The 22,954-nt window shown below is 66.8% G+C and carries 21 protein-coding genes; 7 read left to right on the top strand and 14 right to left on the bottom strand.

The annotated features are described in order from the left end of the window. Positions 1-47: 47 nt before the first annotated feature. Positions 48-725, top strand: coding sequence for an MBL fold metallo-hydrolase (locus G6N27_RS03325; protein ID WP_163775066.1), 678 nt, complete (start codon positions 48-50; stop codon positions 723-725). A gap of 10 nt (positions 726-735) precedes the next feature. On the opposite strand, the gene G6N27_RS03320 is transcribed toward G6N27_RS03325, so the two are convergent. Further along, the gene (locus G6N27_RS03320; RefSeq protein WP_163775065.1) at positions 736-1,539 is read right to left on the bottom strand and encodes a lysophospholipid acyltransferase family protein; all 804 of its coding nucleotides are present in this window, start codon (positions 1,537-1,539) and stop codon (positions 736-738) included. A 169-nt stretch (positions 1,540-1,708) separates the two neighbouring features. On the opposite strand from G6N27_RS03320, the gene G6N27_RS03315 reads away from it, so the two are divergent. Then, complete coding sequence (locus tag G6N27_RS03315; protein WP_163775064.1) at positions 1,709-3,211, top strand: Hsp70 family protein; 1,503 nt, start codon at positions 1,709-1,711, stop codon at positions 3,209-3,211. Position 3,212: 1 nt separating this feature from the next. On the opposite strand, the gene G6N27_RS03310 is transcribed toward G6N27_RS03315, so the two are convergent. The 4 genes from G6N27_RS03310 to G6N27_RS03295 are packed head-to-tail and all read right to left on the bottom strand — an operon-like array spanning position 3,213 to position 5,744. After that, positions 3,213-3,986 carry an SDR family NAD(P)-dependent oxidoreductase gene (locus G6N27_RS03310; protein ID WP_163775063.1) on the bottom strand — a complete coding sequence of 258 codons (774 nt, stop codon included), beginning with the start codon at positions 3,984-3,986 and terminating at the stop codon, positions 3,213-3,215. Further along, entirely contained in the window at positions 3,983-4,477 is a 495-nt protein-coding gene (locus G6N27_RS03305) for a nuclear transport factor 2 family protein (protein WP_163775062.1), read from the bottom strand. The genes G6N27_RS03310 and G6N27_RS03305 overlap by 4 nt, the downstream gene beginning before the upstream one ends. Beyond that, positions 4,425-5,276, bottom strand: coding sequence for an SDR family NAD(P)-dependent oxidoreductase (locus tag G6N27_RS03300; RefSeq protein ID WP_163775061.1), 852 nt, complete (start codon positions 5,274-5,276; stop codon positions 4,425-4,427). The genes G6N27_RS03305 and G6N27_RS03300 overlap by 53 nt, the downstream gene beginning before the upstream one ends. 24 nt (positions 5,277-5,300) lie before the next feature. Then, on the bottom strand, positions 5,301-5,744 hold the full coding sequence (locus G6N27_RS03295; RefSeq protein ID WP_163775060.1) for a universal stress protein: 444 nt from the start codon (positions 5,742-5,744) through the stop codon (positions 5,301-5,303). Between the two features lie 322 nt (positions 5,745-6,066). On the opposite strand from G6N27_RS03295, the gene G6N27_RS03290 reads away from it, so the two are divergent. Continuing rightward, the gene (locus tag G6N27_RS03290) at positions 6,067-7,629 is read left to right on the top strand and encodes a mannosyltransferase (protein WP_163775059.1); all 1,563 of its coding nucleotides are present in this window, start codon (positions 6,067-6,069) and stop codon (positions 7,627-7,629) included. A gap of 15 nt (positions 7,630-7,644) precedes the next feature. On the opposite strand, the gene G6N27_RS03285 is transcribed toward G6N27_RS03290, so the two are convergent. Genes G6N27_RS03285 through G6N27_RS03275 form a run of 3 tightly spaced genes read right to left on the bottom strand, consistent with a single transcriptional unit; the run spans position 7,645 to position 13,168 of the window. Next, on the bottom strand, positions 7,645-9,045 hold the full coding sequence (locus G6N27_RS03285; protein WP_179963339.1) for an MFS transporter: 1,401 nt from the start codon (positions 9,043-9,045) through the stop codon (positions 7,645-7,647). Next, complete coding sequence (uvrB, locus tag G6N27_RS03280) at positions 9,042-11,201, bottom strand: excinuclease ABC subunit UvrB (RefSeq protein WP_179963338.1); 2,160 nt, start codon at positions 11,199-11,201, stop codon at positions 9,042-9,044. The genes G6N27_RS03285 and uvrB overlap by 4 nt, the downstream gene beginning before the upstream one ends. Positions 11,202-11,251: 50 nt before the next feature. Then, positions 11,252-13,168, bottom strand: coding sequence for a serine/threonine-protein kinase (locus tag G6N27_RS03275; RefSeq protein ID WP_163781267.1), 1,917 nt, complete (start codon positions 13,166-13,168; stop codon positions 11,252-11,254). A gap of 343 nt (positions 13,169-13,511) precedes the next feature. Between G6N27_RS03275 and G6N27_RS03270 the strand changes: the two genes are divergently transcribed. Continuing rightward, entirely contained in the window at positions 13,512-16,076 is a 2,565-nt protein-coding gene (locus G6N27_RS03270; protein ID WP_163775058.1) for an ATP-binding cassette domain-containing protein, read from the top strand. Positions 16,077-16,146: 70 nt separating this feature from the next. Next, positions 16,147-16,581: a DUF402 domain-containing protein gene (locus G6N27_RS03265; RefSeq protein ID WP_163781265.1), complete on the top strand. Its 435-nt coding sequence runs from the start codon at positions 16,147-16,149 to the stop codon at positions 16,579-16,581. Positions 16,582-16,606: 25 nt separating this feature from the next. On the opposite strand, the gene G6N27_RS03260 is transcribed toward G6N27_RS03265, so the two are convergent. From G6N27_RS03260 to G6N27_RS25045, 3 genes are all read right to left on the bottom strand, one after another. Further along, positions 16,607-16,996, bottom strand: a complete 390-nt coding sequence (locus tag G6N27_RS03260) for a hypothetical protein (RefSeq protein ID WP_163775057.1) — start codon at positions 16,994-16,996, stop codon at positions 16,607-16,609. Next, positions 16,993-17,562 (bottom strand): hypothetical protein, encoded by a 570-nt coding sequence (locus tag G6N27_RS03255; RefSeq protein ID WP_163775056.1) that lies wholly within the window; start codon positions 17,560-17,562, stop codon positions 16,993-16,995. Before G6N27_RS03255 ends, G6N27_RS03260 begins: the two co-directional genes overlap by 4 nt. A gap of 94 nt (positions 17,563-17,656) precedes the next feature. Further along, a complete protein-coding gene (locus G6N27_RS25045; protein WP_170308157.1) occupies positions 17,657-17,812 on the bottom strand; it encodes a DUF6131 family protein in 156 nt (51 codons plus the stop codon). A 116-nt stretch (positions 17,813-17,928) separates the two neighbouring features. On the opposite strand from G6N27_RS25045, the gene G6N27_RS03250 reads away from it, so the two are divergent. Beyond that, positions 17,929-18,597, top strand: a complete 669-nt coding sequence (locus G6N27_RS03250; protein ID WP_163775055.1) for a LuxR C-terminal-related transcriptional regulator — start codon at positions 17,929-17,931, stop codon at positions 18,595-18,597. Between the two features lie 7 nt (positions 18,598-18,604). Here the strand turns inward: G6N27_RS03250 and G6N27_RS03245 are convergent, their stop codons facing one another. Further along, complete coding sequence (locus G6N27_RS03245; protein ID WP_163775054.1) at positions 18,605-19,426, bottom strand: class I SAM-dependent methyltransferase; 822 nt, start codon at positions 19,424-19,426, stop codon at positions 18,605-18,607. 133 nt (positions 19,427-19,559) lie between these two features. Between G6N27_RS03245 and G6N27_RS03240 the strand changes: the two genes are divergently transcribed. After that, the gene (locus G6N27_RS03240; protein WP_163775053.1) at positions 19,560-20,234 is read left to right on the top strand and encodes a winged helix-turn-helix transcriptional regulator; all 675 of its coding nucleotides are present in this window, start codon (positions 19,560-19,562) and stop codon (positions 20,232-20,234) included. On the opposite strand, the gene coaE is transcribed toward G6N27_RS03240, so the two are convergent. Then, positions 20,231-21,418: a dephospho-CoA kinase gene (coaE, locus tag G6N27_RS03235; protein WP_163775052.1), complete on the bottom strand. Its 1,188-nt coding sequence runs from the start codon at positions 21,416-21,418 to the stop codon at positions 20,231-20,233. The genes G6N27_RS03240 and coaE overlap by 4 nt on opposite strands. Before the next feature lie 80 nt (positions 21,419-21,498). Beyond that, positions 21,499-22,944 carry a 30S ribosomal protein S1 gene (rpsA, locus tag G6N27_RS03230; RefSeq protein ID WP_163775051.1) on the bottom strand — a complete coding sequence of 482 codons (1,446 nt, stop codon included), beginning with the start codon at positions 22,942-22,944 and terminating at the stop codon, positions 21,499-21,501. Positions 22,945-22,954 lie beyond the last annotated feature (10 nt).

The following is a 22,954-nucleotide window of genomic DNA, read 5'->3' as shown; positions in this document are numbered from 1 at the left end:
CTATGTGCCCGTACCGACAAGCGATGCCTGGCCAGTACCGTGACTGTATGACCGTCCTGACTGACGATTACACCGGACACGTCGAACCGGGTTCCGCGGCCCGCCGCACCCTGCCGGGCGCGACGATTCTCAAAGCGTCGGTGGGCCCCATGGACAACAACGCCTACCTGGTGACGTGTTCCGCGACCGGGGAAACGCTGCTGATCGACGCCGCCAACGACGCCGACGTTTTACTCGACCTGGTGCGCAACCATGCCCCGAAGGTGTCGCTGATCGTCACCAGCCACCAGCACTTCGACCACTGGCAGGCGTTGGAAGCCATCGCGGAGGCCACTGGGGCGCCGACGGCCGCCAACGAGATCGACGCCGAGCCGCTGCCGGTCAAGCCAGACCGCTTGCTGGCCGGCGGAGACACCGTGCAGATCGGCGAGCTGACATTCGACGTCATCCATCTGCGCGGGCACACGCCCGGATCGATCGCGCTGGCCCTCGACGGCCCGGCCACCGGCGGGGTGACGCAGCTGTTCACCGGCGACTGCCTGTTTCCCGGCGGAGTTGGCAAGACCTGGCAGCCCGGCGATTTCGACCAACTGCTGGACGATGTGACGACCCGGGTGTTCGACGTCTACGACGACAGCACCGTCGTCTACCCCGGCCACGGTGACGACACCACGCTGGGCGCCGAGCGCCCCAGCCTGGCGACCTGGCGCGAGCGCGGCTGGTAAGCCGGCGACCTCAGCCCAGGATCGGGAACCGGCGCCCGCGCGCCAGCCCCCACAGCGCCTTCTGCATGATCGACCGCACGCGCCTGTCGATTTCGCCGACCGTGGGGTAGTTGCCGAACTCGGCGGCGAGGTCGAGTGACGGAAGCACCTGCGTGACGATCTTCGTCGGCAACGGCAGGTTGACCGGTAACACAACGCTGAGCCCGAACGGGAAACCCAGCGAGATCGGCAGCATGTCGCTCCGGGCGATCCTGCGGCCGATGTTGGCCAGACCGAGAGCACGCGACAGCCACCGGCCCCGGGTCACATAGAGCTGGCTTTCCTGAGCGCCGATCGACACCGAGGGGACGATCGGCACCCCGGCCTCGATCGCCGTGCTGACGTAGCCGGTCCGGCCGCCGAACCCGACGATGTTCTCCGAAGCCGTCGGCCGATAGGCGTCGTAGTCGCCGCCCGGGAAGACCAAGACGACCCCGCCGGCCGCCAAGGCTTCCGCGGCGTTGTCGCGCGTCGCGCGAATCACGCCGGTGCGCTTGAGCAGTTCGGCGGCGGGACTGCGGAACAACACGTCATGACCGAGCGCGAAAAGCGGCCGCTCGTAACCGTATGTGTCGTAATAGTCGACCGCGAACACCGACATGTCGGGAGTGACGACGCCACCCGAATGATTCGACACCACAAGGCAAGCGCCCGCGGGGATGTTCTCCATACCCCTGACATCAGAGCGGAAGTACCGCTTGACGATAGGCCGGGTCAGCCCGACGATGTGTTCGGTCAGGTCGGCGTCCCACTTTTCGACGTCCGTAGCGCTCACGGCTGCTCCTCGCGGCGTGTCAACGGTGCAGACTCTGTCGTACCGCACGCTCCGGTCCGCCCGGCAGGGCCGAACAGCAGCAATACCGAGGACCTTGTGCCCCTCATGCACCGGAGCCGAGTCGGTGATTCGCAGCCGCGAAACGCGGTGCAGCACCTACGCTTAGCCGATGAAAGTGGGCATCGACTTCGGCACAACGCACACCGTCGCCGCGGTCGTCGATCGCGGCAACTATCCGGTGGTGTCATTCGACGGGCTCGACACCTGGCCGTCGATCATCGCCGCCAACGAAGCCGGCGAGTTGCGCTTCGGCTTGGACGCCGCCGCAGTCCGTCACGATCCGGGCTGGTGTGCGCTGCGCTCGTTCAAACGTCTGCTCAACGACGCCGGGCCCCGGTCCACGGTCGAGCTCGCCGGCCGCAGCTACCGGCTGGCCGAGCTGTTCGCGGGCTTCCTCGCCCAGCTGAAAAGCGACCTGCAGCACCGGTCGAACATCGAACTGCCCGCCGGTGAGCCGGTCGAAGCCGCGATCAGCGTTCCGGCCAACGCGTCCAGCGCGCAGCGGTTTATGACACTGGATGCCTTCACGCAGGCCGGCTTCGAGGTGGCCGCGCTGCTCAACGAGCCGTCGGCGGCGGGCTTCGAGTACGCCCACCGCTATCGCTCGACCATCACCGCCAAGCGGGAGTACGTGCTGATCTACGACCTCGGTGGCGGGACGTTCGATGCGTCGCTGCTGAAGATGACGGGCCGGCTGAACGAGGTCGTCTTCAGCGAAGGTATCCAGCGCCTCGGCGGCGACGACTTCGACGAAGCGATCCTCAAACTGGTCCGCAACGGCACCGGGCTGCGCAAGCTGCCCGCCGGAACACGCGATCTGCTGCTCGAGGAGTGCGCAGTTCGCAAGGAAGCGGTCGGCCCGAACACCCGTCGCTTTCTGGTCGACCTCGCCGCAGTCGGCAAGGAGCCGTTCTCCTGCCCCATCGACGATGTCTACGCGGCCTGTGTTCCGTTGGTGGACAAGACAATCAACGCACTATCCGGTGTGCTGCACGGCGACGTCGACTGGTCGGATATCGCGGGCATCTACGTGGTAGGCGGGGCGGGGAGTTTTCCGCTGGTGGCCCGGACACTGCGCACGACGTTCGACGAGAAGCGCGTCAAGCGCTCACTGCACCCCTTCGCGGCGACCGCGATCGGCCTTGCGGTGTTCCTGGATCGCGAAGCGGGATTTGTTCTGTCCGAACGTCTTTCACGACACTTCGGCGTCTTCCGCGAGGCTTGCGCCGGCGAGGACGTGTGCTTCGACCCAATAGTCCCCAAAGGATCGGCGTTGCCGACCGCCGGCCAGCCGCCGTTCGTCGTCACCCGGACCTACCGCGCGGCGCACAACATCGGACACTTCCGCTTCGTGGAGTGCAGCCGGTTACGTGACGGCCATCCCGACGGCGACGTCACGCCGTACGAACCGGTGTTCTTCGCGTTCGATCCCGACCTCAGCGACGACCAGGACCTGCCGCGGCGTGCGGTGCGGCGGCGCGACGACGGCCCTGACGTCGAAGAGCGTTATGTGATCACGTCTGGCGGCGCCGTCGAGGTGACGCTGACGACCCGGCCGGATCGGCTGAGCAGGACGTTCCGGCTGGAACGCCACGATCTCGCCAGCGCGTGACCTAGCCGTCGAGCTCCGGCGTCCAGGCCACCCCGTTGATGTGGCTGCCGCCGTCGACGAACAGTGTGTTGCCGGTGAGGTAGCGGCTGCCTTCGCCGGCCAGGAACACCGCGACGGGCGCGATGTCGAGGTAGGGATCCCCGATCCGGCCCATCGGGTTCATCGAATCCGCGAACGCTGCGACGTCCGGGTTGTTGCCGAGCGCACGCATGAACGCCGCGCTCTTGGCCGCCGGGCAGATGGCGTTGACGGTCACGCCGTAGGGCGCCCACTCCCGGGCGGCGGTGCGAGTCAGCGCGCGCAGCGCCTCTTTGGCGGCGTTGTATTCCAGGGTGCCCATGTGTGCGTTGACGCCGTTAAGGCTGCACATGTTGATGACCCGACCCCAGCCGCTTTTCCGCATGTGCGGCAGGGCGGCCCGCATCGCCCAGAACGGTCCGTAGTACGCGACTGCGATGCCGTCGCTGAGTTGCCCGTCGGTCTTGTTCTCCACCCGGCCCATCGATCCGCCGCCCCAGGCGTTGTTGACCACGACGTCGAGTGACCCGTACGCCGAAACAGCCTGCGCGACGGCGGTTTCCACCTGCTCTCGCACCGCGACGTCGACCGGCACAAACAATCCACCTATCGCCTCGGCGACGGCCTGACCCGAAGTCGTATCCCGTTCAGCCACAACCACTTTGGCACCCTCTTCGGCGAACCGGCGGGCGATCGCCTCGCCGATGCCCGCTCCCCCGCCGGTGACGAGCGCGACCTTGCCCTCGAGTTCGCTCATACCGAGCGCCCGTGGACGCCGGCGGCGAGCAGGTCGCGCGCCTCGGCGGAGCCGTTCAACACGCGGGTGGTGCGTTTGACGATCCGCCAGCCGTCGGCCGTCCGCCGCAGCACGATGTGGTTGGCTCCCGCCCGCCATACCCGGTAGCCGTCGCCGTCGTCGTTGCGCCGGACCAGGATCGACTCGCACACCGCGACGGCGTCGTCACCGTCGACGTCGACACATACCGGGCCCAGGAAGTGGGCCGAACCGCCGCCGATCAGCCCCTGGTGCGCCGGCGAGCGCACCATGTCGGCCACGTCGGCCCGGCTCTGCATGTGCCAGCCCTCGACGTCGTATTCGCCGTCGGGCGCCCACAGGTCGGCAACCGCGTCGGCATCGCCTGCGTCGACCAGCGGTCCATAGGAGGCCAGCAGGCGGCCGATGGCCAGCTCGTCCTCAGCCCGGCGCAGTCGCTGTTCCAGCGCCGCGATCCGCTCCTCCACCGTCATCGGTGATTCCTTTCGACTGCAACAGCCTCTGCATCGCGTGGTGAGCGCCCAGAACGGCCTTGCCCCGGTCGGGAGCGCTGCGCAGGGACACCGTCACTTCGTTGCCGCTGACGATGTGCACCGGACCGCGGCCCAGCCACTCCAGGCCCTCGCGTGCCACATCGGCGGGCTCGGCGACGACAAAGCCCGGCGCGTCGAAGTTCAGGCCGACCCGCTCCATCGCCGGCGTGCGGGTCACCCCCAGCACGAGTTGCAGCACGTCGACGCCGTGTTGGCGCAGTTCCAGCCAGAGACCCTCGGCGAAGATCCTGGTGAACGCCTTGACGCCGCCGTAGACGGTGTGCCGAGCCGATCCGAGGTAACCCGCCAGCGAGCCGAGCAACACGATGCCGCCGCGGCGCCGCGAGCGCATCGCCTGCCCGTAGTGCTGCACCAACGCCAGCGGCGTCGACACATTGAGGTCGATGACCCGCTGGAATTCGGCTAGATCCCCGTCCAGGAATTCGTAGCTGTGCGTGTTCGCGCCCGCAACCAGGATCAACAGGCCGATCTGGAGCTCAGCTGTCGCCGCGGTAATCCGCGCGCAGGCGTCGGCGGCGCTCAGGTCGGCTTGGACGGTGCGGACGACGACGCCGTGCTGTCGGCACTGGTCGGCGGCCTGTTGCAGTGCATCCGCCGTGCGGGCGACCAGCATCAGGTTCAGGCCTGCCTCGGCGATAAGCCGGGCGAATTCGGCGCCGACCCCTTCCGAGCCGCCCGCTATCAGCGCCCACGGCCCGTACTTCGCCCTGTCGATCACCGGGTTGACGAGCGGATATGTCGGCTACGTGGTGGTGTGCACGATCAGCACGTCGACCTTGGCACGACGTGACACGTTGGCCGGCACCGATCCCAGCAACCGACCGGCGATCGTGCTGAGGCCGACGTTGCCGACGACCAGCAGATCAGCGCCGACCTCCTCGGCGAGTCCGACCAGCGCGTCGACCGGGGCGCCGACGATCGAACGCTCTTCGATGTTCTTGGCGCCCGCCGCGCTGGCCCGATCCTTGGCCTCGCGCAGGATCGCGTAAATCGGGGCGCTGCCCGACACCTTGTAGCTCTCGTCTTTGAGGGCGTCGGCGGCCCGCGGGTCTTCGTGCTGCGGCAGGTACGCCGTCGCGACGATCAGCTTCGCGTCCGCCCCGGCGATGCTGCCTGCCTTCTCCACCGCGCGTAGCGACGAATCCGAGCCGTCGGTTCCTACCACCACGGTTCGATAGGCGCTCATTTACCCTCCCAGGTGTCGGTTGCTTCGCCAACCCAAGACAGTAACGCTTTGCCGCAGATAGATGGATGCATTTGGACCATGCCGACATGGTTGGCGAGACCCCGCTCACGGTGCGGGCAACGCACTCTCGGACGTTAGCTGCATCGACTGGCCGACCGGGCAAGCTCCTATTTAGGCGAAACCCGTTGGGCTGCAGGGTGTTCAGGCTGTCGACAGAGCAATCTGCCCACGCCCCGGATCCGGTCTAGGCCGCGGAAACGGTACGTGAGCAGGCCGGACGGGTAAGCATGTTCACCGAAAGGCCCTTACAGTGACTCACATCATGGTTGCTACGACACTCGCTGAACCCAGCACCGCGGTCGTCGCGGAGGACCCGCCGACCCGGCGACCCGGCCGACTGCTGGACCCGTTCGTGGTCGCTATGCTGACCGCTGCCGTCGGCGCCGCCGGCGCCAGCCACCCGTCGCTGTGGTTCGACGAGAGCGCGACGATCTCGGTCTCCGCGAGCCGGTCCATTCCCGAGCTCTGGCGCATGCTGGGGCACATCGACGCCGTGCACGGCCTGTACTACCTGATGATGCATGGCTGGTTCGCCATCTTCCCGCCGACGGAGTTCTGGTCGCGAGTACCCAGCTGCCTGGCGGCGGGCATCGCCGCCGCCGGGGTCGTGGTCTTCGGCAAACAGTTCCTGCCGCGAACCACCGCGGTGTGCGCGGGCCTGGTGTTCGCGATACTGCCGCGCGTCACGTGGGCGGCCGCCGAGGCACGGTCGTATGCGTTCACCGCTCTGGCCGCGGTCTGGCTGACGGTGTTGCTGGTCACCGCGATACGGCGGAACCGGTGGTGGCTGTGGCTGCTCTACGCGCTGGCGCTGACGGTGTCGGTCGTGCTGAACATCTACCTGATCTTGCTGGTGCCGGCCTACGCGGTCGTCGCGCCGGTGCTGCGGCGGCAGAAGCCGGTGCTGCTGTGGTGGGCGATCACCTCGGCGGTCGCGGTCGGCGCCGTGACACCGCTGCTGCTCTTCGCGCACGGTCAGAGCTTTCAGGTCGCCTGGATCTATCCCCTGAACTGGCACAACGTCCTCGACGTCGTACAACACCAGTACTTCGACAACAGTGTGCCGTTCGCGATCGGGGCGGCGATGATCTTCGTTGCCGCCCTGACGATTCGGTTGACGGGTCGATGGGAGGTGACCGGTGACATCCGACGGATGCTGATCATCTGCGCGGCGTGGATGGTGGTGCCCACCGCGATCGCCCTGATCTACTCGGCGATCAGCGATCCGTTCTACTACCCGCGGTACCTGTTCTTCACCACGCCGGCGATGGCCATCGTGCTGGCCGTCTGCATCGTGGCCGTCGTAACCAAGCCGCGGTGGATCGCCCTCGTACTGATCGCGCTCACCGCGGCGGCGGCGCCAAATTATGTTCTCTCGCAACGGCAGCGGTACGCCAAAGAAGGCTGGGATTACAGCGACGTCGCCGACCTCATTGCCACCCACGCGGCACCCGGGGACTGTCTCCTGGTCGACAACACCGTCCGCTGGCTGCCGGGGCCGGTCCGCGCGCTGCTCGCCGCACGACCCGCGGCCTTCCGCCCGCTGGTCGACGTCGGGCGCGGCGTCCCCGCGCCCAAGCGGGAAACGCTCTGGGATGGCCACGTGGCGGCCTGGCTGACCACGGGTCGGCTCTACAAGTGCACCACGCTGTGGACGATCACCACGCACAACACCACGCAGCCGAATCACCAGGTCGGCTCATCGCTGGCGCCGGGATGGAAATTCGGACGCGCACCCGCCTACCAGATTCCGGATTTGGTCGGGTTCCACATCGTCGAGCGCTGGCAGTTCCATCGAACCCAGGTGGTCAAATCGATCCGCTGACTTCAGCGTGGTCGGTCAGCGCATCGTCCGGATGACGCGAACGCCCGCCAGCGCACCCAGCAAGCCCACCGCGGCGAACACCGCGAACAGCGCCCGAGCGGCCACCACGATGCCGCCCTGAGCGCTGTTGACCACGACGCCGGCCAGGCCGGCACCGAACGCACCGGCGATAACCTCGATGATGTTGATCGTCGCGGCTGCCACCGCACCTTCTTTTTCGTCGTCGACGCAGTGCATTGCCCACGCCGACAGATGCGGCCAGGCCGCGCCGATACCGACCCCGGTGATCGTCAGCGCGACTGCCCACGTGACGACGACGGCCGCCGACGCATTCGCGACCTGGGTGACAGCGGCAAGGATCAGGCCCGCCGCGATAATCAGCGGCGCGGTCACAACCACGCGATTGACAATTTTCTTGCTGCGCAGCGACGCGCTGAGGATCTCGCTGACGGCCCAGCCGACTGCCAGCGCGGCGCCCAGGAACCCGGCGGTGACAGGAACAAGGTGCGCCAGCCGTTGACCGAACAACGGCACATACATGTCGACCATCGCCGCGGCCATCAGAACCGTCAGGGTCAGATAGATCCATTTCAGCGGGCCGGGGCCAAAGACGCTGGGCGGCAACACTTTGACCGTTGCCCGCCGGTCGACGAGAACGAACGCGACGACCAGACCCACGCTGACCACGAGCAACCCCGCCGTCGCGGCGACGTGCGTCGGAACCTGGGCGATGCTGACGACCAGCGCCGCCGCTCCGAGCAGCAGCACCGACCACACCGGCACCTTCAGCGACGGCTCGGCGTCTGGATCGACCCGGCCGGCCGGCAACACCAGCGGAACCAGCACCGCCATCGCCAGGGCGAGCATCGCCATCACGCCGAAAGCCCAGCGCCACAAACCGAATTGCGCGAAAAGGCCGCCCGCCGCCGGGCCCACCACCGTTGCGACGCCCCACATCGCCGACACCAATGCCGATGCCCTGGTCCACAACGATCGCGGCAGTGCAGTGTTGATCAGCGCATAACCCAGACCGGCCAACAGCCCGCCGGCCGCCCCTTGCAACGTGCGGCCCGCCAGCAGTACCTGCATGCCGGGAGCGACCGCACAGACGACGCTGCCGATGCCGAAGACGGCCAGCCCCAACAGGAATGACATCCGCGGGCCCGCCCGCAGCAACATCGCGTTGACCGTCGAGGCCGCGACCACCGAACCCACCAGATAAAGCGTGGTCACCCAGGCATACAGCCGCTCACCGCCGATGTCGGCGATCGCGCTGGGCAACAGGCTGACGGTCAGGAACTCGTTGGTGGCGTACAACGCCACCCCGCCGGCGAGCAGCGTCGACGTGCCCAGAAACCGCGGACCCAGCAGTGCACGCCAGCCGTCGATGGCAGGCGATTCGCGGGATGAGCTCACTTCAGACCGGCGGCATCCATCCCGCGCAGTTCCTTTTTGAGATCGGCGATCTCGTCGCGGAACCGGGCGGCCAATTCGAACTGCAGGTCGCGCGCCGCGGCCATCATCTGCGCGGTCAGATCTTTGATCAGGTCGGCCAGCTCGGCCCGCGGCATGTTGGCGGTGTCCCGCCCCTCGTACACCCCGGCACTGACTGCCCGTCCGGGCTCGCCCTGAGCCCGGCGGCCTCGCGACGAGTTACGCCCGGAACCGCCGATCGCGACGGCCTCGGTGTCGTCCGCCTCGCGGTAGACCTGGTCGAGGATGTCGGCGATCTTCTTGCGCAGCGGTTGCGGGTCGATGCCGTTGGCCTCGTTGTAGGCGACCTGCTTGGCGCGGCGGCGCTCGGTCTCGTCGATCGCCTCTTTCATCGAGTCGGTGATCTTGTCCGCGTACATGTGGACCTCGCCGGACACGTTGCGGGCGGCGCGGCCGATGGTCTGGATCAGGCTGCGCGACGAGCGGAGAAAGCCCTCCTTGTCGGCGTCCAGAATCGCGACCAGCGACACCTCCGGTAGGTCCAGACCCTCACGCAGCAGGTTGATGCCGACCAGCACGTCGTAATCACCCAGCCGCAGTTGGCGCAGCAGCTCGACCCGGCGCAGCGTGTCGACTTCGGAGTGCAGATAGCGGACCCGGATACCGGTCTCGAGCAGGTAGTCGGTGAGGTCCTCGGCCATCTTCTTGGTCAGCGTCGTCACCAGCACCCGCTGGTCGGCCGCGGTGCGTTTGCGGATTTCGCCGATCAGGTCGTCGATCTGACCTTTGGTCGGCTTGACCACGACCTTCGGGTCGACCAGCCCGGTCGGGCGGATCACCTGCTCGACGAACTCGCCGGCGGCCTGACTCAGCTCGTAGGGCCCGGGCGTGGCCGACAAGTAGACCGTCTGACCGATCCGGTCGGCGAATTCCTCCCAGGTCAGCGGCCGGTTGTCACAGGCCGAGGGCAGCCGGAAGCCGTATTCGACGAGATTGCGCTTGCGCGACATGTCGCCCTCATACATGCCGCCGATCTGCGGCACCGTGACGTGCGACTCGTCGATGACCATCAGGAAGTCTTCGGGGAAATAGTCCAGCAAGGTCGCGGGCGGGGTGCCGGGCCCGCGAGCGTCGATGTGCCGCGAGTAGTTCTCGATCCCGGAACAGAACCCGACCTGGCGCATCATCTCGACGTCGTAGTTGGTCCGCATCCGGAGGCGCTGGGCCTCCAGCAGTTTGCCCTGGCCCTCGAGTTCGGCGAGCCGCTCCTCGAGTTCCTGCTCGATGGTCGAGATGGCGTGGGCCATCCGCTCCGGTCCGGCCACGTAGTGCGTGGCCGGGAAGACGCGCAGCGAGTCCACCTGGCGCACAACGTCGCCGGTCAGCGGATGCATGTAGTAGAGCGCTTCGATTTCGTCGCCGAAGTATTCGATGCGTAACGCAAGTTCCTCGTAGGACGGAATGATCTCGACGGTGTCGCCGCGTACCCGGAACGTGCCGCGGGTGAACGACATGTCGTTGCGGGTGTACTGCACGTCGACCAACAGCCGCAGGAGCGCGTCACGGGGCACCTCGGTGCCCACCTGCAACTCGACCGAGCGGTCCAAGTAGGACTGCGGGGTGCCCAGGCCGTAGATGCAGGACACCGACGCCACCACCACCACATCGCGACGCGACAGCAGCGACGACGTCGCGGAGTGCCGCAGCCGCTCCACGTCGTCGTTGATCGAGCTGTCCTTCTCGATGTAGGTGTCGGTCTGCGCGATGTACGCCTCGGGCTGGTAGTAGTCGTAGTACGAGACGAAGTACTCAACTGCGTTGTGCGGCAACATCTCTCGCAGCTCGTTGGCCAGCTGCGCGGCGAGTGTCTTGTTCGGTGCCATCACCAGCGTCGGCCGCTGCAGTCGCTCGATGAGCCACGCGGTGGTCGCCGACTTGCCGGTGCCGGTGGCGCCCAGCAGCACCACGTCGCGCTCCCCTGCCCGAATCCGGCGTTCCAGCTCCTCGATGGCGGCCGGCTGGTCGCCCGCGGGTGCGTGCGGGCTGACCACTTCAAAAGTGCCGCCGGCCCGCACCATGTCTTCGACAGGGCGGTATTCGGAGTGTGCGACCACTGGATGTTCGGTGGCAAAAGCCATGGCACCAGAGTAGAGCGCACCACCGACAACGTCCGTCCGCTCAGCTCAGCTCAGCTGTGCTGGCTGCTCCACACCCGGCTGCCGGGGTCGCATTCGATGAGGTGACCGTCTTCGGACTTCGACATGGTGAACACCGGGGTGTCGGAGCACGAGGTGCCGACCGGATGCACGCCGGTGGTCGTCGGCGCCTTGTCCCAGGTGTTGGTCTCGCAGACGACCTGCTCGTTGGCCGTCGAGTCAAAGCCGAGTTTGTCGATGTCGGTGCACGGCCCGCCCAGCACCGCGCGTGACGGGGTTCCCACCGGCGCCGCCGTGGTGTTGGCCACCTGCGCCGGGTCGGCCATCGTCAATGCCGGCGGGACATCACCGGTGCGCGACGCCACCACCGGGACCCGCAGCGTCGCTCCCTGCGATCCGCATTCGTTGCTCTGCACGGTCTGGGTCTGCACGCCGCGCAGGGTGCCGTCCGGTTCCGGTGTCAACGACCACACCACGGTCTCGGACTGGCTGACCGTCGGCGCGCCACGCGTCTTCTGGCACTGCGCCTGCAACTGTCGGGGCTCGGACTGCCAATGGCCGTCGACGAAGTGCAGCACGCCGGTGTTGGCGCTGCCGGTCGTCTTCGCCGCCTGATGGCCGGCGTCATCCAGCCTGGTGCCGGTCGCCGCGCAGCCTGCCGCGGTGCACGCGGAAGAGAACGCCCACCACGTGGTGTCGCCGCCGTTGTTGCGAATCACCCCGTTGGACGTCTGCTTCGCGCGGTCGTAATCGAGCCGATAACTGCCGTTGAGCGGCGGCACCGCGAGTGCCGAGCCCGCCGACGATGTCGGGTGTACCCGCGGCGGCGACGCGAGATTCGCTTGCGGCAGGTCGTCCCAGGAGAAGAACGAGACCGCCCAGGTGACGGTCAGCGCCAGCAGCGCCAGCACCATCGCGACGGCGACCCCCGTCTTCCAGGTCAGCTTCCCCGTGCCGGTCTTGCGGAACAGCGATCGCGCGCGGCCGGCCGGGGCAGCGCCGGCGACGCGGTCGTTGAACGCCGCCGCGAAGTGTCGGCATCGGTCGAACCGATCCGCGGGGTCCTTGGCGAGGGCCTTGAAGAACACCTCGTCCAGGTCGGCCAGATCGGGGCGGTAGTCGCTGAGCCTGGGCAGCTCGGCGTGCAGGTGCTGCCCGATCACCGCCACCGGGTTGGAGTTCCGGTACGGCGGGGCGCCGGTGAGCAAGTGGAACGCCGACGCGGCGAGCGCGTACTGGTCGGCGCGGCCGTCCATGTTCGATCCGACGAGCTGCTCGGGCGCGGCGTAGGCGACGGTGCCCACCGCGACGTTGGTCTCGGTGATACCGCTGATGTCGGCGAGCTGTCGCGCTACACCGAAGTCCGCCAACAGGATTCGACGGTCATCCTCGTAGGGATGGGTGAGCAGGATGTTGGCGGGCTTGACGTCCCGGTGCAGCAGCCCGCGGGCGTGGGCGTAGTCGAGCGCGCCCGCGACCGCGGTGACGATCGCCGAAACGTCCTGCCCGGACATGCCGCCACGGAAGCGCTCGCGCATGAGTCGGGCCGCGTCGGTGCCCTCGACGTAGTCCATCGCGATCCAGAGGTGACCGTCGAACTCGCCGCGATCGTGCACCGCGACGATGTGTGGGTGCCACAACGTGGCCGCGAGGTCGGCCTCGCGGTTGAACCGCTCGCGGAACTCCGGGTCGGCGGTGGTCCCTTCGGTCAGCACCTTGAGCGCGTCGCGGCGCGGCAGCCGGGGATGCTTGGCGAGGTAGACGTCGGCCATCCCGCCGGAGCCGAGCGGTCGCAGAATCGTGTAGCCGGCGAAGACGGTCGGCGAGCTCAGTGCACCGCCGGACTCCTCGACAGGCTCCCGGCCGGGCCGCGATCTGATCAGTGGCACCCGAGTCAGCAGTCGGGTGATCGCCAGGTGCGGAAGCGATTCGTAGCCGCGCTGCAGCATGCTTCGCGAGCGGTAGGGCTGCGCAGGCGCGACCGGCGGCCCTGATTGGGCGTCCCAGCGCTGTGTCGCTCTGGTCGCCTCATCCACGAGTACATCCCCCTGACATCACATCGTCGCCGACTAGACTCGTTGAATTGGTTGCGGGCAAGGCGATTTCGCGACTCCGACCCGGCCGAAGTCCACCAGATGCCCCACCCTTTCGCAATCATGCCGTCCGATGCGGTGATCTCCAGTGGTGCGGCTTATGAATGACCTATGAATTGGTGATCCGCCGCCACAAGACATAGCCAAATCACAGTGCGCTACCAGCAAAGCCTGTCACCGTCGCGTCAATACTGGAGCGGTGAGCCGATCAGCCCCGCCCCTCTTGACCATTTGGCACGACAGTTCGGAACGAACCTTCGCGCCAGGTCACGATGTCGTCGTGGGGCGCGATCTGCGTGCTGACATCCGGATCGCCGATCCCCGGATCTCCCGGGCGCACCTGATCTTGCGCTTCGACCAAGGCAAGTGGGTTGCCATCGACAACGGCTCGGTGAACGGGACTTTCGTCAACGGCTACCGCAGGCCGGTGGTCGACATACACGACGGGCAGAGCATCAATGTCGGCAACGCCGGCGGACCGCGCCTGACGTTCGAGGTCGGGCCCCGCCGCGGAAAGGGCGGTCAGCCGCCCGAACGCGCGCCGGATACGCAATCGACGATGTCCTGGTCGACAACAGGGCCGCCCCGCGCGAGTGCTGCGCCGCAGGTCCTGCGACCGCGGTCACCGTCGGAGTATCCGACCAACGTGCAGAACCCCCCGCCGCCGGCCGGACCGCCTTCGGTCCAGAGCACCGTCGTCAACGCCCGGTCCGCGCCACCGCTGGGCCACGTCACGCCGACCGAAGCCACCCGGCTCGATATCCGTGCGGGAGATGCGGCGAACTTCGCGACGAGATTCGTCAAACGGCTGTCTCCGCGGTCGACGCCGGCCGCGAAACCGGCCGGCACCGTGACCATCGGCCGCGCGACCGACAACGACATCGTGATCCCCGACGTGCTGGCCTCCAGGTATCACGCAGCGCTGACGCTGACGCCGCTGGGCACCGAGATCCGCGACACCAGCGTCAACGGGACGTTCGTCAACGGCACCCGGGTCGGGTCGGCGATTTTGAGCGACGGCGACGTGGTGACCATCGGCAACATCGACCTGGTCAACAACGGCGGGCTGCTGGTCCGCCGCAGCGAGACCGAGGCCGCGACGCGCACCGGCGGCCTGGAAGCCCGTGGCGTCCAATACGTCGTCGACGGTGGCAAACAGCTGCTCACCGACATCTCCTTGACCGCGCGTCCCGGCACCCTGACCGCCGTCATCGGGGGATCAGGCGCGGGAAAGAGCACGTTGGCGCGGCTGATCGCGGGTTACACCACCCCGACGGCGGGTTCGGTGACGTTCGAGGGGCACGACATCCACGCCGAGTACGCGTCGCTACGCAGCCGGATCGGGATGGTTCCCCAGGACGACGTGGTGCATCGGCGGCTGACGGTGAACCAGGCGCTGAGCTACGCCGCCGAACTGCGCCTGCCGCCGGACACCAGCAAGGGCGACCGCACCAAAGTCGTCAACCAAGTTCTCGAAGAACTTGATCTGACCAAGCACGCCGACACCCGCGTCGACAAGCTCTCCGGCGGGCAGCGCAAGCGCGCATCGGTCGCTCTGGAGCTGCTGACCGGGCCGTCGTTGCTGATCCTCGACGAACCCACGTCAGGCCTGGACCCAGCCCTGGACCTGCAGGTGATGTCGATGCTGCGGCAGCTGGCCGACGCCGGTCGGGTGGTTCTGGTCGTCACCCACTCGCTGTCCTACCTCGACGTCTGCGACCAGGTTCTACTCGTCGCGCCGGGCGGCAAGACCGCCTACTGCGGCCCGCCCGACGGCATCGGCGACGTCATGGGCACCACCAACTGGGCCAAGATCTTCAGTCAGGTGGGCGCCGACCCGGAAGCGGCCAACCGACGGTTCCGGGAACGCGAACAGCAGCAACCTCCCCCGCCGGCGGGTAAGCCGGCCGACCTGGGCGAACCCGTACACACCAGCGTGCGCCGCCAGATCTCGACGATCGCCCGCCGGCAGGTTCGCCTCGTCGTCGCCGACCGTGCGTATTTCATCTTCCTGGCGCTGCTGCCGTTCATCTTGGGCGCGCTATCGCTGACGGTGCCGGGTAGCACCGGATTCCGGACTCCCGGCCCGCACGCCGGCACCCCCGACGAGGCCGCACAGATCCTGGCGCTGCTGTTGCCCGCGGCGGCCTTCATGGGCACCGCGCTGACCATTCGCGACCTCGTCGGCGAACGACCGATCTTTCAGCGCGAGCAGGCGGTGGGCTTGTCGACCACGGCCTATCTGCTGGCCAAGACGCTGGTGTTCTGCGGGTTCGCGATTGTGCAGGCGGCGCTGATCACCGCGATCGTGGTGGGCGGCAAGGGCGCACCCGCCCACGGCGCGGTGCTGCTGGGGCACTCGACGCTGGCGGCCACCGCTGAACTGTTGATCACCGTGGCCGCGACCTGCGTCGCCTCGGCGGTGCTCGGGCTGGCCATCTCGTCGCTGGTCCGGTCCGGTGAGCAGATCATGCCGTTGTTCGTGGTCGCGGTGATGGCGCAGTTGGTGCTGTGCGGAGGCATGGTGCCAGTGACCGGACGGCTCGGCCTGGATCAGTTGTCCTGGGTGATGCCCGCGCGGTGGGGTTACGCGGCGGCGGCGTCGACGGTTGACGTCCGGCACCTGGTTCCGCCGACGATGCTCCCCCAGGACCAGTTCTGGCAGCACACCCGGCATTTCTGGCTGCTCGACATGGGCATGCTGGCCGGGCTGACGGTGTTCTACGCCTGCTTCGTCCGCTGGAAGATCCGGCTCGGACGCTGACGTCATGCACCCGCCCAAGCACGAGACGTTCGACCTGAGCGCCCGCACGAACACCGACCCGAAGGGCATCGTGCGGGCCGTCGATGAGTACGTCGTCCGGCCGTGGGGTCTTTACGTGGCCCGACCGACTCCCGGCCGTCCGCAGTTTCACTACCTGGAATCGTGGCTGCTGCCATCGCTGGGATTGCGGGCGACGGTCTTTCATTTCAACCCCGGTCACGAGCGCGACCAGGATTACTACCTCGACGTCGGCGAGTACACACCCGGACCGGACGTCTGGACCTCCGAGGATCACTACCTCGACCTTGTGGTCCGTACGGGCCGCGACGTGGTCTTCGCCGATATCGACGAGCTATTGGAAGCAACGCGGCACGGCCTGCTGGCGCCGGGGATCGCCGAGCAGGCCGTGCAGCGGGCTGTGCATGCCGTCGACGGTTTGGCCCGCAACGGCTACGACCTGAATGCCTGGCTCGCCGGCGAGGGCATCCAGCTCGTTTGGCGCTAACGAATTCTGCTGCAGGACAACGTGTTCAGACGGTGAGCAAGCGGTCGAAGAATTCGCGGTAATGCATCAGGGCCACCCGCAGGTCTTCGGTGGAGGCGTCCTGGCCTCGCGACCATTGTTCTTCCAGACGCGAGCGCGCCTCGGCGAATCCCGTCGTGAGTTGCTCCACCACATCGGAAACCAGGTGGTCTGCTTTCTGGACGCATTCCTTCGGATTGTCAACGAACGCGGCCTGAACGCCGGCCCATCGCGCACGCAGATCCGCAACGTCGTCGCCGGCAAAAAGCGTTTCGCCGGTTGACGTTTCGTGCTGCGGTGGCTCCGCCCTGACGTCGTCCATCCGCGACTCCTCGGCCGCGGGCATTGCGACCGCATCGGGCGAATCGGTCAGGTCGTGTTGTTCGTGGGTGGTCATGCGCGTGCCTCCTGTGATGCTTCGTTGTCGGTCGGCGTTTCCAGCAGCTGCTCAAACAGCGCCCGGTAGTGCACGAACGCCTCGCGTTGCTGCTCAGTGTCGGCTTGTTGCTCCGAGGTGTGGATTCCGTGCGCGGCGCGGTAGTCGTCGACGATGTGCGGGTGGTCAACGGAGATGTCCGCGGCCCGCCGGTCGAAATCATCGACGGGATAACCCCGTTCGCGCATCACTTCGGTCACCAAATGATCGGCGACACCGACGGCGGTCGCGGGGTTGTCCACGAATCCGGCTTGTACCTCGTGCCACCGGGCGGTGAATTCCGACAGCGCCGACGGCGTCAGGGGGACGATGTCGAGCTTGTCTCGCTTGCGCTCCCGGGTGGTGAGTTCACGCACGGCACCCTTCTCGCTGCCGGTCTCGGAGACCACCCGCTCGTACTCGGTGCCGTAGTGCTGTTTGAGCCGCTTCGTCTTGAAACGAAAGCTCACCATGCTCGCTGCCACTATTACCGCGACGAGCGCCACAACGGCGCCGACCGCGATCGCTATCCATATCCATGTAGGCATCGGTTAATTCCTTTCAGACATACGTCTAATAACCCCTCGGGCGGTGCCGCAAACGTCATCGAGTGACCTGCGGCACAACCCGCGGGTGACCGCGTCAGAAATAGTGGCGGCGGCCGCCGATGGCGCGTCCGGTGGCGCCCAAGATGGCGAGGATCACGCCGACGACAAGCGCGAGGATGCCGAGGGTCCACAGGATGGAGATCTTGAGCAGAAATCCCGCGATCAGCAGGATGATGCCGAGAGTGATCATGATCGAGTCCTTTCATTGAGGTGATGGTTGGCCGATGTGGGGACGGCCGACCTGAAGCAAGTCGACCACCCGCAGGGGGGGTACAAATACACCCCTAGGGAGGTAATGTCCCCCGCATGCCACACCCATCACGCGCGCCGATCACCGTCGCGCTCGTCGACGACTACGACGTCGTGGTCAAGGGCGTGGCCAACATGCTGGAGCCTTATCGCGACCGGGTCGTCGTCGCCGAACTCGACTCGACGATGGCGGTCAAAGACCCGGTCGACGTTGTGCTGTACGACTCGTTCGCCCAGCCCGAATCCGATCACGAAGAGATCGGGGTCCTGGTCGCCAACCCTCGCGCACACCGAGTTGTGGTGTACACCTGGAACTTTCATCCTGAACTCGTCGAGAGCGCGCGGAAACACGGCGCCCACGGATATCTGTCGAAGACACTTCCCGCACGTGAACTCGTGGCCGCGCTGGAGGCCGTGCACGCCGGTGAAGTGATCGTCAGCGAACCCGGACCGCGGCCACGCAGCGCGCCCGGACAGGATTGGCCAGGCCGGGGCGAGGGACTCAGCGAGCGCGAAGCGGAGATCCTGGCGCTGATCACCCAGGGCAAGAGCAACGCCGACGTCGCGCGGCTGACGTACCTGAGCCCTAACACCGTCAAGTCGTACATCCGCACGATCTATCGCAAGTTGGGTGTCGGCAGTCGCACTCAGGCCGTCCTGTGGGGTGTCGACCACGGGTTCACACCCGACCACCACCGCATCGAGCACTGGCGGGGCGGTCCGTAGCGCGTCTCTACTTCTTGCGCGCGGTGACGAGCAGGTATTCCCACTGCATCGTCGACGATCCGGTCAGAAACCGCCGGCCCAGCTCCGCCAATGCATCATCAAGCGCGGCAACGCGATCGGCGTCTGTTTCGATGCTGCGGTAGCTGGTGATCGTCGGGCCGTAGTTGGCCTTGAAGAAGTCGCGAAACTCCTCCCCGGTGCCGAAGAGGTCGACAGTCAACGTGCGTCGCTGCAACGCGAGGTCGGCGACCCGGTCGCCCAGCAGCGCTGTGACGTGATCTTCGTTGCCCCACAACGGCGGTGCCTGCACACCGGCCGGTGGTGCCGGCATGAATCGCTTCATCGTCACGAACATCTGACCGATGAACCCTTCGGGTGTCCAATTGATCATCGCGAGCGTCCCGCCGGGACGGCACACCCGGACCATTTCATCGGCGGACCGTTGATGATGTGGTGCGAACATCACGCCGACACACGATATGACGGCGTCAAATTCGTTGTCGACGAAGGGTAATGCCTCCGCATCGGCCTGCGCCCATTCGATCTCGAGACCGTGTTCGGCGGCGGTCGCGCGTCCGACCTCCAACAGTTCAGGGGTCAGGTCGCTGGCAAGCACGCGGGCTCCCGCCGCCGCAGCCGGAATCGCGGCATTGCCGGTTCCCGCGGCCACGTCGAGCACCCGGTCGCCCGGGCCGATGGCGCTGGCTTCCACCAGCACCCGTCCGAGTGGCGAAACCACGTCGCTGGCCACCGTGGGGTAGTCACCGGTTGCCCAGATCGCCCGTTGTCTGGCGGCCATCTCACGATCGGCGGCGGTGGCAGTCGTCATGTCGATCTCCTCGTTCAAGCGTTCGTTACCAGGCCAGCGTCCGTCGCGAGGAGTGCAGATTCCAGTATCAGATCTGAACCAGTCGTGGTTCTTAATCTGTACCACTACGGGGCGCTGGGGGTACCGTCGAACCATGCCGTCCTATGGCCAGTTCTGCCCGGTCGCCAAAGCGATGGAGCTGCTCGACGAGCGCTGGACGATGCTCGTGATACGCGAATTGCTCGACGGCAGTAGGCACTTCAACGACCTGCGCCGTGGTGTGCCCAAGATGTCGCCGGCCCTGCTGTCCAAGCGGCTGCAGACCCTGGCTCGGGCCGGTCTGGTCGAACGGTCTGAGGCCGACGGGCGGGTGTCGTACACGCTGACGCCCAGCGGCGCCGAGCTGCACGACGTGGTGCAGGCGATCGGTGTCTGGGGGGTGCGCTGGATCCCCGAAATCGGCGACCACGACCTCGACCCGCACCTGCTGATGTGGGACATCCATCGCAAAATGCCGATCGAGGAATGGCCACGTGAGCGCACGGTCCTGGCGTTCAGGTTGTCGAGCGTCGCGCCGTCGAAGTCGTCATCGTGGTGGCTGGTGGTCGCCGACGGCAAAGCCGATGTGTGCGATTTCGACCCCGGCTACGACATCACCGCGACGGTGTCGTGCACGCTACGGGCGCTGACCGAGATCTGGCGGGGCGACGCGTCGTGGTCGCGTGCGCTCCGGCAGGGCTCGGTATCCATTGACGCGCCGTCCCAGGTGCGCCGAGCGGTGCCGACCTGGCTCGGTCAGTCGCAGATGGCCGGCGTCCCGCGCCCCTAATCGCCAGGGCGCCAACCCGATGCATCGGCCCAGTCCCACGCCCGACGGTAGGCCTCGGCGAACCACGGTTCCTTTGCGGCGACGTAGGCCTCGACGCTTCCGCCGGCGCCCTGTTCGGCTTGCCGTTTCACGGCCAGATACTCCTGTTGCACAGCGGGATTGGCCGCCAGCCAGTCGACGAAGAGCAGCGCGAACAGCTGATTGGGCCAGCCGTCGACACGCAGATGCACATTGGTCGGCCGGCCCGGGTCGGCCGAGCAGTGAAGTCGCTTGTGCCACAACGACTCGTCACCGGTGTTCGGCTTGCTCACGTCAGCGGTGATCGGCATGTGCACATATCCAGCGCTCGTCAACGCTCCGGCCAGCTCGTCGGCGACATCGAGCGAAGCGACCGTGACTTGCACATCGATGACGTCTTTGGCGTCCATCCCCGGCACGGCGGTCGATCCGACGTGGTCGATGCGGACGGCTCGGTGCCCGCAGGCCGTGTTGAGTCGCGCCACGATGCGGCGCGCCTGATCCGGCCAGGACGGGTCGTACGGCACCAGCGCAAGGGGTGCGCGGGCCGGCTCCCCGGCATCGAGATTGTGCTCGAACGGCACGATGCGCTGGTGCCACAGCACGCGCGCCTTCTCCACCAATTCGTCTGCGCTGCCGGCGTTGTCGAGCCACACATCGGCGACCGCACGCCGCTGTTCTTCGGTGGCCTGCGCTGCGATTCTCGCCCGTGCGTCCTCTTCGGTGAAGCCACGGTGCTCGATCAGCCGCTTCACCCGGAGGTCTTCGTCGGCGTTCACGATCACCACCAACGGGAACATCGGCGCCATACCGGATTCCACCAGAAGCGGGATGTCCTCCACGATCACGGCATCATCGCCCGCCGCAGCGATCAGCTCCGCCCGCCGCTGCCCGACCAACGGATGCACGATGCCGTTCAGCGTCTGACGCTTCTCGTCGTCGCTGAAGGCGATCGCGGCCAATGCGGGCCGGTTCAGCGTTCCGTCCGGCGACAGAATCTTCTCGCCGAACGCCTCGACGAGCTTGGTCAGTCCCTCGGTTCCCGGTTCGACGACTTCACGGGAGATCACGTCGCCGTCGACGACGATTCCGCCGAGTTCGCTGAATGTCGAGGACACGGTCGACTTTCCGGCGCCGATACCGCCGGACAGGCCAATGCGCAGCACCGCACCAGTCTGTCAGGGCACTCGAACGACGAACGCCCCGGACTCTTCTGAGCCGGGGCGTTCGTTCGTAGATCTGATCGCTAGGCGCTGCCCGCGAGCTTCTCCCGCAGAGCGGCGAGCTGAGCATCGCTGGCCAGCGAGCCGCCGCTGGGCTGGTCGTCACCCGACGACGACGAGCCGTTGGCTTGCGGACGCTGAGCAGCCTCGGCCTCGGCCTCGGCGAACCGCTCCATCTGAGCGGTGTGCATCTTGTGCCGACGCTCGGCCTCCGCGTAACGGGCCTCCCACTCGGTGCGCTGGCTGTCGAAACCGTCGAGCCACTCGTTGGTTTCGGCGTCGAAGCCCTCGGGGAAGATGTAGTTGCCCTGGTCGTCGTAGCTGTCGGCCATGCCGTATTTGGCGGGGTCGAACTCTTCGGTGTAGTCCTCGTTGGCCTGCTTGAGGCTCAACGAGATACGACGACGCTCGAGGTCGATGTCGATGACCTTGACCATCGCGTCGTCGCCGACGGCGACCACCTGGTCGGGCACCTCGACGTGGCGCTCGGCCAACTCGGAGATGTGCACCAGACCTTCGATGCCCTCTTCGACGCGGACGAACGCACCGAAGGGCACCAGCTTGGTGACCTTGCCCGGCACGATCTGGCCGATGGCGTGGGTGCGGGCGAAGTGGCGCCACGGGTCTTCCTGAGTCGCCTTGAGCGACAACGAAACCCGCTCGCGGTCCATGTCGACGTCGAGCACCTCGACGGTGACCTCGTCGCCCACCTGCACGACCTCGGACGGATGGTCGATGTGCTTCCAGGACAGCTCGGAGACGTGCACCAGGCCGTCCACCCCGCCCAGGTCGACGAACGCGCCGAAGTTGACGATCGAGGACACCACACCCTTGCGGATGGCGCCCTTCTGCAGCTGATTGAGGAACTCGCTGCGCACCTCGGACTGGGTCTGCTCGAGCCAGGCGCGACGCGACAGCACCACGTTGTTGCGGTTCTTGTCGAGCTCGATGATCTTGGCTTCGATCTCCTTGCCGATGTACGGCTGCAGATCGCGGACGCGGCGCATCTCGACCAGCGAGGCGGGTAGGAAGCCGCGCAGCCCGATGTCGAGGATCAGACCACCCTTGACGACCTCGATGACGGTGCCCTTGACGGCCTCGTCCTTCTCCTTGAGTGCCTCGATGGTGCCCCAGGCGCGCTCGTATTGAGCACGCTTCTTGGACAGGATCAGACGGCCTTCTTTGTCCTCTTTGGTGAGAACCAGGGCTTCAACTTCATCGCCCACGGAAACGACCTCGTTGGGGTCGACATCGTGCTTGATGGACAGTTCGCGGGAGGGGATGACGCCTTCGGTCTTGTAACCGATGTCGAGCAGGACCTCGTCCCGGTCAACTTTGACGATGGTCCCCTCGACGATGTCGCCATCGTTGAAGTACTTGATTGTTTTGTCGATGGCGGCGAGAAAATCCTCGCTCGAGCCTATGTCGTTGACGGCTACTTGCGGCGAGGTGACGGTGGGACTCGGCATATTGTTGGGT

It is taken from the genome of Mycobacterium cookii, from assembly GCF_010727945.1.
Taxonomy (GTDB): domain Bacteria; phylum Actinomycetota; class Actinomycetes; order Mycobacteriales; family Mycobacteriaceae; genus Mycobacterium; species Mycobacterium cookii.
The sequence above is the reverse complement of the archived record's forward strand: the minus strand, read 5'-3'. Positions and strand labels throughout refer to the sequence as shown.

Bases quoted from the DNA above. Each gene is read 5' to 3' on its own strand.
- uvrB (WP_179963338.1), bottom strand. From the start codon at position 11,201: ATGGCTTTTGCCACCGAACATCCAGTGGTCGCACACTCCGAATACCGC.
- G6N27_RS03240 (WP_163775053.1), top strand. From the start codon at position 19,560: ATGCCGTCCTATGGCCAGTTCTGCCCGGTCGCCAAAGCGATGGAGCTG.
- G6N27_RS03315 (WP_163775064.1), top strand. From the start codon at position 1,709: ATGAAAGTGGGCATCGACTTCGGCACAACGCACACCGTCGCCGCGGTC.
- G6N27_RS25045 (WP_170308157.1), bottom strand. From the start codon at position 17,812: ATGATCACTCTCGGCATCATCCTGCTGATCGCGGGATTTCTGCTCAAG.
- G6N27_RS03305 (WP_163775062.1), bottom strand. From the start codon at position 4,477: ATGACGGTGGAGGAGCGGATCGCGGCGCTGGAACAGCGACTGCGCCGG.
- rpsA (WP_163775051.1), bottom strand. From the start codon at position 22,944: ATGCCGAGTCCCACCGTCACCTCGCCGCAAGTAGCCGTCAACGACATA.
- G6N27_RS03290 (WP_163775059.1), top strand. From the start codon at position 6,067: ATGGTTGCTACGACACTCGCTGAACCCAGCACCGCGGTCGTCGCGGAG.
- G6N27_RS03245 (WP_163775054.1), bottom strand. From the start codon at position 19,426: ATGACGACTGCCACCGCCGCCGATCGTGAGATGGCCGCCAGACAACGG.
- G6N27_RS03325 (WP_163775066.1), top strand. From the start codon at position 48: ATGACCGTCCTGACTGACGATTACACCGGACACGTCGAACCGGGTTCC.
- G6N27_RS03295 (WP_163775060.1), bottom strand. From the start codon at position 5,744: ATGAGCGCCTATCGAACCGTGGTGGTAGGAACCGACGGCTCGGATTCG.
- G6N27_RS03250 (WP_163775055.1), top strand. From the start codon at position 17,929: ATGCCACACCCATCACGCGCGCCGATCACCGTCGCGCTCGTCGACGAC.
- G6N27_RS03275 (WP_163781267.1), bottom strand. From the start codon at position 13,168: ATGCTGCAGCGCGGCTACGAATCGCTTCCGCACCTGGCGATCACCCGA.
- G6N27_RS03255 (WP_163775056.1), bottom strand. From the start codon at position 17,562: ATGCCTACATGGATATGGATAGCGATCGCGGTCGGCGCCGTTGTGGCG.
- G6N27_RS03260 (WP_163775057.1), bottom strand. From the start codon at position 16,996: ATGACCACCCACGAACAACACGACCTGACCGATTCGCCCGATGCGGTC.
- G6N27_RS03310 (WP_163775063.1), bottom strand. From the start codon at position 3,986: ATGAGCGAACTCGAGGGCAAGGTCGCGCTCGTCACCGGCGGGGGAGCG.